This is a genomic window from Vibrio maritimus, from assembly GCF_021441885.1.
In the GTDB taxonomy this organism is placed as follows: Bacteria; Pseudomonadota; Gammaproteobacteria; order Enterobacterales; family Vibrionaceae; genus Vibrio; species Vibrio maritimus_B.
On record NZ_CP090438.1, the window covers coordinates 1,637,337 to 1,652,817 of the forward strand.

The following is a 15,481-nucleotide window of genomic DNA, read 5'->3' on the forward strand; positions in this document are numbered from 1 at the left end:
TATGTCTGCATACCAAAAAGAGTATCAATGGGCAGAGCAGCAACCTGAGTCATTTTGGGAGCACCAAGCAAGCAAAATTGATTGGTTTGAAGCGCCAAAAACGATCTTAGCGAAAGATGATAACGGTATCGAGCGTTGGTATCCCGATGGCGTTATGAATACGTCTTGGCTAGCACTTGACTATCACTGTGAGCAGGGGCGAGGTGATAACACTGCACTCATTTATGATTCACCGGTCACAGGGACGAAACAGAGCTATAGCTACCAAGAAATGCGCGATAAGGTCGCCAAAATAGCGGGTATGCTTGCTGCTCAAGGTGTGGTGAAAGGTGACCGCGTTATTATATACATGCCTATGATTCCAGAAGCGGCGATGGCGATGCTGGCATGTGCACGCCTGGGGGCTATCCACTCTGTTGTGTTTGGAGGCTTTGCTCCGAACGAACTCGCGGTGCGAATCGAAGATGCGGAGCCGAAGGTCATCATGACGGCGTCTTGTGGTATCGAAATTAATAAGGTGCTGCCGTACAAGCCACTTGTCGACCAAGCCATTATGGATAGTCGATGGAAGCCAGAAAAAGTGTTTGTCTTGCAAAGACCTCAATGTGTTGCTGAGCTAAATCAGGAGCGCGATCTTGATTGGGGAGACAAATACCAAAAGGCACTTCCACACGATTGTGTACCCGTGTTGGCCACCGATCCACTTTACATACTCTACACTTCTGGCACCACAGGTAAGCCGAAAGGTGTGGTGCGTGATAACGGTGGCCACGCTGTTGCTATGAAGTACTCCATGAGTGCTATTTACAATATGCCGACTGATGGTGTGTTTTGGGCAGCGTCGGATGTCGGTTGGGTAGTAGGGCACTCATACATTGTTTACGCCCCCTTGATTCATGGTTGTACTTCAATTCTGTTTGAAGGTAAGCCGGTTCGAACGCCGGATCCCGGCGCTTTTTGGCGAGTGTGTGAAGAATACAAGGTTAAGGTACTTTTCTCAGCACCAACGGCATTTCGAGCCATCAAGAAAGAGGACCCTGAAGGTGCTGAGTTAGATAAATACGATCTAAGCACTCTAGAAAGTATCTTTATGGCGGGGGAAAGGCTCGACCCTCCAACGCTTGAATGGGTTCAGCATCACACCCAAAAACCGGTTATTGACCATTGGTGGCAAACGGAAACAGGCTGGGCCATTTCTTCTAATCCTGTTGGTATTGAATCGATGCCAATAAAAGCAGGTTCTTCAACGAAACCGAGTCCGGGCTTTAAAGTGGAGATCTTGAACGAGTTAGGGGAGCCAGTTGGACCGAACCAACAGGGCTTTGTCTCGCTTAAGCGACCATTGCCACCGAGCTGTTTAACTACGGTGTGGCGCAACCACGATCGATTTGAATCCGGATATCTTAGCCAATTTGAAGGCTACTACGTTTCGGGTGATGGTGGTTACCTCGATGATCAAGGTTATTTGTTTATTATGGGGCGCGTTGACGACGTCATTAACGTGGCTGGGCATCGCCTATCGACTGGTGAAATGGAAGAAATTGTCGGTGGGCACCCTGCAATTGCCGAGTGTGCGGTGGTGGGTGTGCACGACGACCTCAAAGGGCAACTTCCGCTTGGTTTAGTGGTGCTTAAAGATGGTGTGAAAGTAGATAGTGATGACCTCGAGAATGAACTGGTTGGTAAAGTTCGTTCTGAAATCGGTGCCGTTGCTTGCTTTAAACATGCTCTAGTGGTGGATAGGTTACCGAAAACACGTTCAGGTAAGATATTGCGCCGCGTAATCAGGCAGATTGCCGATGGTGAAAGCTACACCGTACCGTCGACAATCGATGATCCAGCGAGTCTATCTGAAATAGAAAAAGCGCTACATACCAACTAGCGTTGGTCCATCTCAACCGAACTCATGTGCCACATTTTGAGCACATGGTTCGGTTCCTCGCAGGTACCAAACAACATCTGATATTTCGGAATGAATGGTTCACCGATATAAGTGGTACGACTAAACTTACCTGTCTTCAGATCGACTTGTGTTACGACTCTGCCTTTGAAGTTTTGAAAAATGACAAACTGACTGCTTTTAAACACCAATTGCTCTTGGTAGAACCAAAACTGGTCGGCAGTAGTATTCAGTTGGCATTTTAGCGGGAGTTCAGCATGAACACTACCACTTCCGAATGTTGCGACGAAAATCAATAAAGACAAAGGCATAAAGCGCAGAAACTTCATAACAATCCCCTATAATTTTCTTTAAGTATAGTGATATTTTCCCCAAGGTTTTTTTCAGACGATATCCTTAGGTTTTTTTATTTGCACATCCCTGACAAAACCCTCACACTATGCGCACATTTGTGACTGGCATATTAATCAAGTTAACTCGAGCGTGTGGCTATGGATTCCAACAGCATTACTCTTCGATCTGCGACGGAAAAAGACCTTTATACGCTCAATGATCTGATGTTCGAATTACACGACCATCACCATAAAGCAGTCCCTGATGACTTTAAGTCTGCCAATGAAGTCCAAGAAGAAAAGAGTGTTGCTCGTTACCTAGATTCACCGGAGTGCTTGGTGCTGGTAGCGACGATTACCTCCGATAATAATCAAATCATTGTCGGCTTTGTCACGGCTCAATTTTGTGAATTAACATCTCCAATTAGCAAGCCGAGTCTAGTGGGGAATGTTGATGAGTTATATGTCGTGCCCAAGTGGCGTCAACATGGTGTCGCAGCTGCCTTGCTAACAGAAGCCGAAACAAGGTTACAGCAGCTCGGAGCAACCCAGATTATGGTAGAAGTTTGGGACTTTAACCAATCAGCGCTGAATCTGTATAAGAAGCAGGGATTTTTCCCTCATATTCACTGTCTTAGAAAAAAAATATAAATTAGGAATGTTTGTGACTCAGTTTTTGAGCCATTGGTTTTATTTGTGCTTGCTTGCGCTTTTTACTGCAAACCTAAGTTTTGCATCACAACCTAAGGTTAATTCAAATACCTCACAAGAGGTGGCGTCGAAAGATCTTGCCGCCTCTATACAAAATCAGAGTGACACGGCACTCAAACCACTCGATCCTTCAATTCGAGGGTCGCTATGTGTTGTACGCAGCGATAATCGAATCTTACTGGTTCATGAAATTATTACGGGTAAATGGTCACTTCCTGGCGGCACAATCGAAAACAACGAAGACCCGAGACTCACTGCGCAGCGCGAGACGTGGGAAGAAGCTGGACTTGTAGTCGATGTGGGACAAGAGCTTGGCAGAACAGACAAAGCGGTCTTTTTCGAGTGTCATGTTGAGTCGGCGATTATTGCCTACGAGGCGAGCAGCTACACTAATGGCCTCGAACTTCCTATATACTTTGCACCACATTTTGGCGTAGAAGTACGAAGTGCCTCTCTTGTGCAGCCTAAAGCGGTTCCGATTAGCGAATATCGTTATCCTAGTCAGTGGCCATTAGTGCAAGAGATGTATAGCCATGCATCCAATCAACCGCTGCAGTTTGTCGATAATCTCATTGATGCCGCACCACAGATTCACCAAATAGAACTAGGCTGGTTAGCAAGTGCTCAAGATATGATGGCTCAAGCATCCGACAGTGTTCGAGACGTCGTTATCTTTGGCGGAAGAATACTGTATGTACTTGTTCAGCCGCTATTCTTGATTGCATTTTTACCCCTGTTTATTTGGTTGTGGGGACGCCATTTTACCGCTCAGTTAATGTTCGCGGTTACGGCAACTTCTCTGTTCATTCTGGTAGCCAAACAAGGCTTTGGGTTCCCAGTACCTCATGCGTATCTTCCGTCAATCAATTATACCGAGCGAAGTGGTTATAGCTTCCCAGATCTACTTATCGCAAACTGGGTGTCGATTTCTGCAATTGTGATCAGCCAAATTCAAGCGCGTTATCGAGCAGCTTTTATTACTGTATTCGTCGTAATTAGCTTCATTTTGGTGTTCTACCAGTTTATCAGTGGCGGAGCGTTTCTATCCGACATGTTGGCTGGCGCATTCCTTGGCTCACTCGTGGGCTGGCACTTTATTCGTCATGCACTGAGCCTTGCTGTGAGCGAAGACTATACATTTACGCGCACTAGGGTATGGTTCATTTTGACGGTGGTAGCAGTGGCTCTTGTGTTTATTTGGCCTTTCCCGTCATTTTTAAGCTGGTTAGCTCTGTGTCTCGGCATGCTGCTGTTTGCTTTGGCGAGCAGTGTCTGTTCACCTCGCTCAAAGATGTGTTTGCGAGAATTACTAACGTCATTGTTTATTATTCTCGGCGTGTTGTTGGTCTATTTTCAGTTAGAATCGGCGGTATCACACAGTGGGATCGGATCTCTGCTTTTGCACGTTCTCGTTATCCCAGTACTGATTATTGTGCCTGCGGTCGTGATGATTTTGTTTAGAAAAAGAGAAAGCGTTTCTGGCGTAAAAAGGTAACTAGTAGAGCGAGTTGAGGCTTAACATAGTAGCGTCCAACTAACGGAGTTCATTATGATTATTGCGATGATCGCAGCGTGTTCTGCTTTTCTTTCTAGTTTAGGCATGCAGCTCAATGGTGCTGTCGATGCAGCGATGGATACCATCGCCGATATTATGTTTATCTAGCCCACAATCGAGATACGAAAAAGGTCTGCAGATGCAGACCTTTTTCGTTTAATGGAGAGGTATTAAGCGTTACGCTGCGGTAGCGACACTAGATGTGTTCGACTTCGCTGCGAAGTAAAGCTTAGTCTCTTCAATGACGACTCCGCGCAACAGCACAAGACCAATCAGGTTTGGTACTGCCATGAGACCATTAACGATATCGGCAATTAGCCAAATCATATCTAGGTGTAAGAAAGCGCCTGATGCGACAAGACCGACGAAGATGATCTTGTACGGTAGTACTGCTTTGGTACCCATTAGGAATACTACACAGCGCTCGCCATAGTAGTTCCAGCCCAAGATAGTGGTGAATGCGAAAAAGATAAGCCCAATCGATACCAACATAGGACCGAAGTACTCTGCGTTAAGACCTGTCGCAAATGCATGTGTAGTCATGGCTGCACCAGCAAACTCACTCTGCCACGCACCTGTGAGGATCAACGCGAGACCTGTCATCGTACAGATAATGATGGTATCGATAAATGTACCTGTCATCGAGATCAGGCCTTGACGTACACAGCTATCCGTTTTCGCTGCAGCTGCAGCCATTGGAGCGCTACCAAGACCGCTCTCGTTTGAGAATACGCCGCGTGCAATACCAGATTGAATCGCGAGCATAATGCTTGCGCCAACAAAGCCACCTGTTGCTGCTGTGCTCGTAAAGGCAGAAACGACAACAAGCTGAACCGCGTCTGCAAGTTTATCCGCGTTCATGATAATGACGCTTAAACACGCCAGCACATAGAACACCGCCATAGTCGGTACTACTTTGCCCGCGACTTTAGCAATGGATTTGATGCCTCCTAGTGTTACAAAAGCAACAAGCAGAGTTAGAACGGCAGCGGAAAGTTCGCGTGAAACACCAAATGAAATTTCACTCGCATCAAGGATGGCATTGACCTGTGGGAAAGTACCGATACCGAAGCAAGCGACACCTAGGGCGAAGACTGCAAACATAGTTGCAAGGAACTTAGAGCCAACACCATCACGCAAGTAATACATTGGACCGCCAAGCATCTGACCTTTGTCGTCAACTTTACGGTATTTCACCGCTAACAAGCACTCTGCGTATTTGGTCGCCATTCCAAACAAAGCGGCAAGCCACATCCAGAATAAAGCACCTGGACCACCAAGTTTGATTGCTGTGGCGACACCTACGATATTACCTGTACCTATGGTCGCAGATAGTGCAGTACATAAGGCTGCAAAGCTAGAAACGTCTCCATGCCCTGATTTGTCTTTGGTAAAAACAAGCTTTAGTGCAGTTGGAAGATGGCGGAACTGCAAAAGTCCAAGCTTAAAAGTAAAGTAAACACCCGTACCGACGAGCAAAATGAGCAGCGGTGGACCCCAAACAAATGAGTCGATGGTTTGCAGTAAAGATTGAAGATTGTTCATGATTTCCCCTTAATAAAACAAAACTTAAGGAGAAGAGAGAAAGGGCAGTTTGTCACAAACGCATTCTCAATGCGCTAATGACGGTAACTAATCCGTGTCGCTAAACCTAGCAAAAAGCTAGATACTGAATTTAATGTTTTCAATGTTGCTATTCTCTCCTCTGTCCTTTTGCCTGAGAGTTTCACTCATCATTAGAAATGAGCTTGCTCCTTCGGCGACCGCTATCTACAAAAGTAGTGCGATTCTCTCCAGAGGTTCCTCCAACTACAGTCCTCACTTTATCCTTATCAATTGATAAGCTCTGATTTCTCAGAATAAAGCACCTGAAAGATTTACTTCTTCGGCGGGTAGTTTTAACCAAACGTTAAATTTTGGTTAATTACCACTCTCCTGCAGTCTTCATCGGAACAAATATCTAGATACTAGATAATCTGTGACGGCAATCCTAGCGTAATTAATTGGCGATGTCATGAATAATTTTACAATTTTATTTGAGTAAATAGGGTAGCAAAGTCAACCATTTGGTATATTTGAAGTGTTTCTGACTTTAAACCTGTCGTTATGGGGTAGAGTAGTGATTTGTACAGTGCATTTTTGGAACACGTACCTTCCTACCTACTGGATTACCCTTAGTGCAAGGAGGTATCTATGACTCGATTACTAGCAATCGCTTTTCTTGTGGTATTGGCGTTTATGCTATTTCGTTATCGAACTAACGAGAAAGTACAGAAAGGTGTCGTCATCACCGTCGTGTCAGCGTTTCTGATATACACAGCAACGCTCGTTGTTTCCGAATTGATTCGATAAAAAGATTTCGCTCCCAGGAGTATAAGTGGATAAGCAATCAGAAAACCAACAGGTTGATAACGAAGAAGTAGTCGTGATCGAGCAAAAAGATAATAAAGCTCGTCTGTACATAGGGATCGCCGCGGTACTTGGTATTGCAACTGGCGGGCTTATTGGTGCATCGATTACGCAGAATGATTGGCAAAAGCGCTACACCGAGCTTGAAACGCGCTATCAGCAAACCCTAACACAGACTCAAAACCATGAGGCAACGCTTTCAGAGCAGCTATCGATGGCGGAGTCTGAATCTCAGCTTAAGCTTCGAAAAGCTGTAGAAGAGAAGGTGGCTGAACATCAAGAGCAAGTCGAAGAGTTAAACTCACAAATTGCTCAGCTAGAGCAGGACAAAACAGATCTTGCAAACCAACTCTCGAGTCAAAAGAAGCAATTGGTGAAAGAAGAGAAAAAGAATACTCAGCTCGCTCGTAAGAATGATATTCAAAGCTCTATGTTTGAGCAGTCCCAAGAGCTGTTCAAACGTGAAGCTGAATTAAAGGCAGAGGTCGCGAAGCTAGAACAAGAGCGCGCCCAGATTACTCCTAACCTTGATAGACTTAAAAAAGACTGCGACTTATACCTTGAAGGGACGTCTTGGGACGCTAAGTCTGACTCTTGCGAACGATACGACTCTGCAACGGCATCATTAAGTCAAATCGAACAAATGCTTAAGGTTCACAATATGGATCTTAACCATATCGCAACGCTTAAAACAGAGCTTGGTATTCAATAAGCATTGTCCCTTACACTCCTCTTTTTGCTAAGTCTATCAATAGGTTGATAGACTGGATTTAAAGAGGAGTTGTTTGACATAACCTCGATTTACATCAAATCTAGATGTAACTGATACGTCACTCTGTGGATCTTCTTCTCTCCTAACTCGAAGATCTCATCTCAATATCTACTTCTCTAAATCTCTCGATCTAGACTGGTCATAACCGTGAAGAGAGAGGGGATAACCGTGTCTATAACACTTAACCGGGTATCGACCATTATTGCGCTCATGGCAATATCCGCCACCGCAAACGCAGAGGGTCATGAATATCTACCGAAGCCGCCAAGTGTGACTAACGCTCTGGAGTACGATCAAGACGTTGATTTAGAAAACTACTACGTCAGTGAGAAGTTAGACGGAGTGCGAGCAATCTGGACGGGAAAAGAGCTGGTAACGCGTTCAGGGCGAGTATTGAACGCGCCCAGCTGGTTTATTCAAGCTTTACCAAACATATCGGTAGAGGGAGAACTTTGGGCTGGGAGAGGGGCCTTTAGTCAAGTTCAAAAGACGGTGCTGGATAAAACACCAAGCGATAAGCAGTGGCAAGGCATTACGTTTATGTTGTTCGATGTGCCGGGTCACTTGGGTACCTTTGAACAGCGTTATGAATATCTCACAACTTACTGTAATTCATTACCATACACACACATCCAATGTGTCGAGCAAAAGCGTATCGCCACACATAAAGAGTTGGCATCGCTCCTTGTGGAGGTCACTAAGTATGAAGCTGAAGGTCTGATGTTAAAGGCGCGGCATGAGATCTACCATCCTGGAAGAAATAGTTCGTTAATAAAAGTCAAAACGGTTCAAGATACCGAAGGCGTTGTTGTCGGATATAGGCCGGGGAAGGGGAAATTTAGTGGCGTAATGGGTGCACTGCTTATTGAGATAAAGGGTGGCGTTCGATTATACGTAGGAACAGGGTTCACCGATGAAGAGAGAAAGCAGCCTCCAGAGATTGGTAAAATCGTTACTATCAAACACAATGGATGGACTGATAATGGCGTGCCGAGGTTTGCCAGATTTCATCGCATTAGAGAGCAAGAGTAGTAGGAGTTAGTTATTTCGAATGGATGACAGAGAGCGCCCGCAGCGTTCAAACAACCCTTTCCAATATTTAACGTGCTCTCTACTGGTCTCCTTAAATTCAAGGTGTCGCTGGTGAAGGCTATAGACATTAGCATCGCTTTGAGAGAGCAAGGCGGAAACGAACTGTGTTTCCTGAGCGATAGCTTGATACTCAGAGTCAACATAGGATAAATACGGCTGTACTTCTTCGACAAACACATTGTTGAAAACATTAACAAGGTACTTAAATCGAGATGTATCTCTGTTCTTACCACAAATAATCTTGTCATCATATGTGTTGAGCTGTTTGGTAATGGTGCGCATCCAATGTGCGCTCGCTTCTAACGAAAAGGCGAGACGACCGATGACATTACTCTTCTCTAATTGTTCTTGGTAAGGTGTGAGCAACGGAGGCCGCTCAATGGTTGCCCGGTCGCTTGTCGTAATGAACTGAGCCACTTGATTAAACGCTGTTAAAGACTCGCGCACTTGGAGCGCCGTACTCCCTTTATTGGCTACTAACCAATCATGCCCGTTGAGTTGTGATCGCATAGCATCACTTGTATAAACGAGGTTGAAGAAATAGTCCGGCAGGTACTGATACTTAACGCTCAAAATATCTTGTAAGCTCGTTTTGAGCTCTAATTCGATTTGGTTCGAGGTTAGGCATCGTTCTAATCCATCAATGAGCTTTAATTGATAGTCAAAATTCCGAAACTGGTCCTGCACCTTACCTAATACGGAGTTTCGCTCCGCAATAAGTCCGAACAGCTGACATTTACGAAGCTGGTAGCTATCAACAAGCCCAAGCGTTGTCCTAGGTATCTCTTTAGTGAGCTCTCTTTTCGATGGGAGTTCGACAAGAGTCAACTCGGGAGGAGGGAGTAAGTCACTCTCTTGAACATTCGCTATTCTCTCTTGATAGTCAACAAACTTAGCTGATGGGCTATCGGTGAAACAACCAGCGAGCATAACCGGTGCAAACAAAAGGCTTGCGCGCGTCATAATGTTAGCTGAAAGAGAGTCGCGTTCAGGTTTCATAATGGTTTTTAATTGAACTCCAGCAGTTGCATGTTTTTACAAGGATTTGTACGTAAGGATAGAGCATTTATGGTCATAGCAGGTGTGGAATAACTCAGTTGTAGCATTGGGCAAACTGCATTGCCTCTCACAACCCCAAGAATGAATATCCGCTACTATGATAAACAGAATGAAGAAATGAGGAGCCGTGATGAGCGATCAAGTAAAACTAGACTATGTAGAGTTTGCAGCCCAAGACCTAATAAAGACAAAGCAGTTTTTCACCGATGCGTTTGGATGGGACTTTCAAGATTATGGCGATGAATACAGCGCGTTTTCTAATCAGGGGCTTAATGGCGGTTTTTACAAAGCAGACATGTGCTCTGAAGCAAGCAAAGGCGGCGCGCTATTGGTCTTTTACAGCCCTTCGATTGAAACAACCTACGATAAGGTCGTAAAGAGCGGCGGTGTGATTGTTAGAGAGATCTTTGACTTTCCAGGTGGGTGCCGCTTCCACTTTAGTGAGCCAAGCGGTAATGAATTCGCCGTTTGGTCGGAGTCTCGATAAATAAAAAGGCTCTGGAGATAATCCAGAGCCTTGCCATTTTGAGTGTTTAGAAGGTTAGTAAACGACTTTTACCTTCTTTGCACACTCTACCGCTTCGTCGATAGCGGTCTCTAAAGATTTACGTTTTGTCAAAATGACACCTAGGCGACGTCGACCATCAATATCTGGCTTACCAAACAGACGAATCTGTGTTTGTGGCAGCGATACTGCGTCTTCAATGCCTTCAAAGCGAATGTTGTTTGAAGTCCCTTGGCCCAAGATAACTGCTGATGCAGCTGGACCATATTGAGTGATACCATTTACCGGTAAACCAGTAAACGCACGTACGTGAAGCGCAAACTCAGACATATCTTGAGAAATCAGTGTGACCAAGCCCGTGTCGTGTGGGCGAGGAGACACTTCATTGAAGATAACTTTATCGCCCTTAACGAACAGTTCAACACCGAAGATACCGTAACCACCAAGCGCGTTTACGACTTGCTCAGCTGTGTATTCTGCCGCTTTTCGAGCGTTCTCAGACATGACTTGTGGCTGCCATGACTCGCGGTAGTCGCCGTCTTCTTGACGATGCCCTACCGGTGCACAGAAATGAACGCCATCAACCGCTCGAACGGTAAGCAAGGTGATTTCGTAGTCGAAGTCGATAAAGCCTTCAACGATGACGCGTCCTGCGCCTGTACGACCACCTTCTTGAGCATAAGTCCATGCAGACTCAATGTCCGCCTCTGTCTTGATGACACTTTGACCCTTGCCAGAAGAACTCATTACAGGTTTCACAACACAAGGTACGCCAACGTGAGCAACTGCCGCTTTAAAGTCGTCATAGTTGTCAGCGAACTGGTAAGGTGATGTATTAAGGCCCAGCTCTTCTGCTGCTAGGCGACGGATACCTTCTCGGTTCATCGTCAGCTTGGTTGCATTAGCCGTTGGTACGACATTCAGGCCTTTTTTCTCAAGCTCAACTAGCTTGTCAGTCGCGATGGCTTCGATTTCTGGTACGACGTACGCAGGCTGCTCTTTTTCGATGATAGCTTCGAGTGCTTCCCCGTCGAGCATATCCAGTACATAGCTGCGGTGAGCAACTTGCATCGCAGGGGCATCTGCATAGCGGTCACAAGCAATGACTTCGAGACCGAGGCGCTGACATTCGATGGCAACTTCTTTACCAAGTTCACCTGAGCCCAACAGTAATACACGCGTAGCATTTTCACGAGTAGCAGTACCAAACATATAATATCCTTGATCGTTCATGAGGAAGAATTGCGGTGGATCATACTGGAATTAACCAGGAAAGCAATCGTTTGCGCGGGAAATTACCATTCCTTTTCAATAGACTTAAAAAAACAGCCCCGCAACTAAGCGGGGCTGATAAAAAGGTTCGAATTCATATCATTACAACGAGATGTACTCGAGTGGAATGTCTGGATCAATGGCCTCAAGAGTTGCTTGAGTGTCTGCAAGGTGGCTAATTTTCCCAGATGCCATCTCAGCAAGTGCGACTAAACGAATAGATTCGAATGATTCACCATCAAGTAATAGCTGCATAAATGCCACTTGAAGTGGAGGAAGGCTCGGGTTGAACGCCGCGTTTTCAGCATAAGCACCCTGGTATACCTTTCCGCTTTCAGTCGCAATAGCAACGCCACTTAAGTTTTGTGTGTAAGGAGAGTGACTTCTATTGAGGGCATCAACTGCCGACAAGATCAATGCGTCTGTCTCTTCAGTCGATAAACCGTGCTGTTTTGGGCTCATCAGCGCATCAGTAATGCCAAGATCTTTAGGACCAAAAGACTCAGGTAGATACTCTTGAAGTGTCATCGCGTCACGTTGAGGCAATTGAACAACTAAGGTATCTGCTGTCGTAAGTTCATTCATAAACTGACGACAGTGACCACATGGACTGTAGTTAATGGTGATGTCTTTAAGACCAGTTTCACCCTTCATCCAGGCGTGGCTAATCGCAGACTGTTCAGCGTGAACAGTCTGACCCAATTGCGCGCCGATGATTTCCATGTTGGCACCGAAATATAATCGACCTGATAAACCACGGACGATGGCACCGACATAAAACTCAGAGATTGGCGCGTAGGAATAAGCGGCAGCAAACGGTAGTAGGGCAACACGAAGTTCATCGTCTTCGAGTCCTGAGATTGCTAATAACTCTTCAAATTGCGACTTAGAAATCGTAGCGTCGAAGTCAGACGCAGTAATAATAGGCTTTAGAAAATTTGCAATCTGTTCTGGGATTTCGGCCAACGCAGAATCAAAACGATCAGTCATGCGGTTTCCTATGTTATTGGACGTTTTCTTACATTCTAAGCAAGTTTTGCAGAGATAAAGGTGATTGCGATCACAATTAAAAATGTAATGAATGCAATAACCTCACAATAAGAGTGAAGTCACACAATTTATGGATTGGTGAGGTCCACCAATCCATAAGCGTGCTTAGGCAAGTCTAGGTTAAGAGATAAGGTGGGTAAGCCAAATTGAAAACGCGAACATTGACGGTGCTAAGATAGAGGTGATTACACCACAAATAACCAATGCCAATGAACTAAAAGCGGCGTCTCGCGGATCTTTTTCCGCACTTGTCGCTGTCCCTAGGGCGTGCGATACCGTCCCCATTGTTAAGCCTTTGGCGATTGGGTGGGTGACACCAAAGAGGTTGTAAATTGGATAGGCCATTATGGCGCCAAATAAGCCGACCAGAAGAACAAGGATAGCCGCAATGGATGGCTCTCCCCCTAAGTGACTGGAGACTTCCATAGCAATTGGGGTGGTGACAGATTTACCAAGTAAACTCGCAATTAGGTCCATATCTGCACCTAGCAACACTGCGATGATTGATGCTGTAAACATTGAGGCAATACTACCTACACCGCAGGCAAGCGCTATGATTCGCCAGTTCTGACGAATCTGTGGAAGTTGTTCATAAAGTGGGTAAGCTAATGCAACGACGGCAGGTTGCAGTAAATAACTGATCCATTCATTGTCCGCGTAGTAGGTATCAAAGGATACGTCGAACCAGACTAGAACGGGGATCAAAATCGCGATACTGATGAGTAGCGGGTTGAAGAGCGGGTTTTTCACTTTCATTGCAACGAAGCGGGCGAAGAAAAATACCGCAACGGTAATAGGAAGCCACATATTATTTGTCTCCCTTTTTTAAGAAGCGATCGAGAAATACCGAAAGCGCGATCAATACGATAAAAGACCCACCAACGGCACTTGCCAAAATAGGTAGGGCATTCTCTACTAACATTTCAAAATGGTTCATTAATCCCACGCTGATGGGCACAAACAGCAGGATCATATAACGAATAAACACGTGAGCACCTGGCTGCACGATGGACACAGGCATGGCACCAGTAGCAAGTGCAGTGAATAGAATGAGCATTCCGAAAACACTGCCAGGGATGGAAACATCTAACAAGCTTTGAATCGCATTGCCTAGCCACAGAGAAATGAAAATGACAGCAAAAGACAGTAAATAGCGAAGCACGGTTTTGAGCATGGCTTCCTCTTAGTGATGAATAGTATTGCAACATATGTCGCAGCCACACAAGTGAAAAGTAGGTGGCTGCTTTTTAACTACGAGGATGGAGAAGTTAAGAAACGAGACGCTCCACGTAGCGGTAGACGGATTTTAGTATGGCGAGCTTCTTCTCGTCAGACTCATGTTCGTGAACTAAGTTTTCCATATTTAGCATGTAGTCTTCAATACGACTTTCGAAAAATTCACGACAATGATTTGCCCACTTCTGCTGCTCAGTCTCATCAAGGGTCCACGCGAAATGGCGAGCTCGGTATCTAAATAACAGAGGTTCGACGCGAGAGTCACTAAAACTAATGTCTAATGCCGATAGATTGTTTGGATCGGTATCTCGAATGATATCCATCGCACTGCGATCTGCTGGTGTAAAGAAACCACTGTAGAGCTGAGTATCAACGTCGTCATCGTTTTCAAACTCTCTTTCAATGCTATATAACCCAATTAGCTTTTCTCGTATTTCAGGGTTCTGCTTGATGAGAGCAAGATTCTTCAAACATTGTTCTCTATCGATACCGATCACACCTGCATTTTCTGCGGTTAGCGTTTTAGCTGGAGCAAGAATAGGGCATTTGTTTAGATGAATAAGTTTAAGTGGAACAGGCAGTTCACCTTCTGCTAGATCATCGTGTCTGGTGTAGAGCCTTTTGTGAAGTGCTTCGACATCTAAATCTAGTAACGGCTGAGGATCTTTGGCGAGATCGGCAACAATCACTGCATTTTGGTTTGTTGGGTGCCATGCAATTGGTACGACCCAGCTAGTGTATTGGCACTCTTTACCGAGCATTCCAGATACGTGCATAAGCGGCGTCATATTGACGATATCTACCAGCTCATTGAGTTTGCGTTTGGTTCGCATTGAGTAGAAGTAGTCGAACAACTTAGGCTGTGCTGCTTTAACTTTTTTAGCAAGCTCAATGGTTGCAATGACGTCAGCCATCGCATCGTGTGCGTTTTCGTGCTCAATACCGTTCGCGACAGAAAGGTGCTCTAGCTTGAAACTGGTAAAGCCTTCCTCGTTTTCAGGCCACTCAATACCCTCAGGACGGAGAGCATGGCAGGCTCTCATTACATCGAGCAAGTCCCAGCGTGAATTGCCATTTTGCCAGCTCCATGCATATGGGTCGATGAAGTTGCGATAGCAGGTATATCGAGTGACTTCATCGTCGAAGCGAATACTGTTATAGCCGAGGCTTGTGGTATTTGGCGTCGCTAATTGCTCATGGATCTTCGCGATAAATTCAGGCTCTGGAAGCCCTTTTTCCTGACAAAGTTGAGGCGTGATTCCGGTAATCAGCGCAGCTTCTGGCGAAGGCAGATAATCAGCAGGTGGCTGGCAATAAATAACTAAAGGTTCGCCAATGATATTGAAGTCAGCATCTGTCCTAACGCCCGCAAATTGACAAGGTCTGTCTTTCGCTGGGCTAACACCCCAAGTCTCGTAATCAAAGAAGAAAAAAGTGGGTTGGTGTTGGGACATTCGAAGTGCTTCCTTAAGTCGTAAAGTCGGCCGTGTAATCAAGGCTTTCCAATAATTTCTTATTAGACCATTGCTGCTATTACAAGGCAATGAACAATGAAAAATACCCCGATACACGCTGCTTTAATCGCCAA

Annotated in this window: 15 protein-coding genes and 1 riboswitch; of the genes, 7 read left to right on the top strand and 8 right to left on the bottom strand. The window is 45.4% G+C overall.

From position 1 onward, the window contains the following. The first annotated feature begins 1 nt into the window (after position 1). Complete coding sequence (locus LY387_RS07540; RefSeq protein ID WP_234495931.1) at positions 2–1,882, top strand: propionyl-CoA synthetase; 1,881 nt, start codon at positions 2–4, stop codon at positions 1,880–1,882. Here the strand turns inward: LY387_RS07540 and LY387_RS07545 are convergent. Further along, complete coding sequence (locus LY387_RS07545) at positions 1,879–2,229, bottom strand: hypothetical protein (RefSeq protein WP_234495932.1); 351 nt, start codon at positions 2,227–2,229, stop codon at positions 1,879–1,881. The genes LY387_RS07540 and LY387_RS07545 overlap by 4 nt on opposite strands. Before the next feature lie 162 nt (positions 2,230–2,391). Here LY387_RS07545 and LY387_RS07550 point away from each other — a divergent pair, with 162 nt between their 5' ends. Then, complete coding sequence (locus tag LY387_RS07550) at positions 2,392–2,883, top strand: GNAT family N-acetyltransferase (RefSeq protein ID WP_234495933.1); 492 nt, start codon at positions 2,392–2,394, stop codon at positions 2,881–2,883. A 13-nt stretch (positions 2,884–2,896) separates the two neighbouring features. Continuing rightward, positions 2,897–4,438: a bifunctional NUDIX hydrolase/phosphatase PAP2 family protein gene (locus LY387_RS07555; protein WP_234495934.1), complete on the top strand. Its 1,542-nt coding sequence runs from the start codon at positions 2,897–2,899 to the stop codon at positions 4,436–4,438. Between the two features lie 237 nt (positions 4,439–4,675). Here the strand turns inward: LY387_RS07555 and LY387_RS07560 are convergent, their stop codons facing one another. After that, positions 4,676–6,043 (bottom strand): alanine/glycine:cation symporter family protein, encoded by a 1,368-nt coding sequence (locus LY387_RS07560; RefSeq protein ID WP_128649702.1) that lies wholly within the window; start codon positions 6,041–6,043, stop codon positions 4,676–4,678. 150 nt (positions 6,044–6,193) lie between these two features. Then, a riboswitch (glycine riboswitch) is annotated at positions 6,194–6,305 on the bottom strand. 386 nt (positions 6,306–6,691) lie between these two features. Here LY387_RS07560 and LY387_RS07565 point away from each other — a divergent pair. From LY387_RS07565 to LY387_RS07575, 3 genes are all read left to right on the top strand, one after another. Then, complete coding sequence (locus tag LY387_RS07565) at positions 6,692–6,850, top strand: hypothetical protein (protein WP_042472795.1); 159 nt, start codon at positions 6,692–6,694, stop codon at positions 6,848–6,850. A 25-nt stretch (positions 6,851–6,875) separates the two neighbouring features. Beyond that, complete coding sequence (locus LY387_RS07570) at positions 6,876–7,619, top strand: chromosome partitioning protein ParA (protein ID WP_042472798.1); 744 nt, start codon at positions 6,876–6,878, stop codon at positions 7,617–7,619. A 228-nt stretch (positions 7,620–7,847) separates the two neighbouring features. Further along, positions 7,848–8,711: a DNA ligase gene (locus LY387_RS07575; RefSeq protein WP_234495935.1), complete on the top strand. Its 864-nt coding sequence runs from the start codon at positions 7,848–7,850 to the stop codon at positions 8,709–8,711. A gap of 6 nt (positions 8,712–8,717) precedes the next feature. Here the strand turns inward: LY387_RS07575 and LY387_RS07580 are convergent, their stop codons facing one another. Further along, the gene (locus LY387_RS07580; RefSeq protein WP_234495936.1) at positions 8,718–9,770 is read right to left on the bottom strand and encodes a DUF3080 family protein; all 1,053 of its coding nucleotides are present in this window, start codon (positions 9,768–9,770) and stop codon (positions 8,718–8,720) included. Positions 9,771–9,960: 190 nt separating this feature from the next. On the opposite strand from LY387_RS07580, the gene LY387_RS07585 reads away from it, so the two are divergent. Continuing rightward, positions 9,961–10,317, top strand: coding sequence for a VOC family protein (locus tag LY387_RS07585; RefSeq protein WP_234495937.1), 357 nt, complete (start codon positions 9,961–9,963; stop codon positions 10,315–10,317). Between the two features lie 54 nt (positions 10,318–10,371). Here the strand turns inward: LY387_RS07585 and purT are convergent, their stop codons facing one another. The 5 genes from purT to sbcB form a co-directional block, all read right to left on the bottom strand. After that, positions 10,372–11,547, bottom strand: a complete 1,176-nt coding sequence (purT, locus tag LY387_RS07590) for a formate-dependent phosphoribosylglycinamide formyltransferase (RefSeq protein ID WP_234495938.1) — start codon at positions 11,545–11,547, stop codon at positions 10,372–10,374. Positions 11,548–11,709: 162 nt separating this feature from the next. Further along, positions 11,710–12,597 carry a cytidine deaminase gene (gene cdd, locus LY387_RS07595; RefSeq protein WP_234495939.1) on the bottom strand — a complete coding sequence of 296 codons (888 nt, stop codon included), beginning with the start codon at positions 12,595–12,597 and terminating at the stop codon, positions 11,710–11,712. Positions 12,598–12,777: 180 nt separating this feature from the next. Further along, positions 12,778–13,464 carry a CidB/LrgB family autolysis modulator gene (locus tag LY387_RS07600; protein ID WP_234495940.1) on the bottom strand — a complete coding sequence of 229 codons (687 nt, stop codon included), beginning with the start codon at positions 13,462–13,464 and terminating at the stop codon, positions 12,778–12,780. A 1-nt stretch (position 13,465) separates the two neighbouring features. Next, positions 13,466–13,831: a CidA/LrgA family protein gene (locus LY387_RS07605; protein WP_234495941.1), complete on the bottom strand. Its 366-nt coding sequence runs from the start codon at positions 13,829–13,831 to the stop codon at positions 13,466–13,468. Between the two features lie 94 nt (positions 13,832–13,925). Continuing rightward, the gene (gene sbcB / locus LY387_RS07610) at positions 13,926–15,347 is read right to left on the bottom strand and encodes an exodeoxyribonuclease I (protein ID WP_234495942.1); all 1,422 of its coding nucleotides are present in this window, start codon (positions 15,345–15,347) and stop codon (positions 13,926–13,928) included. Between the last annotated feature and the right edge of the window lie 134 nt (positions 15,348–15,481).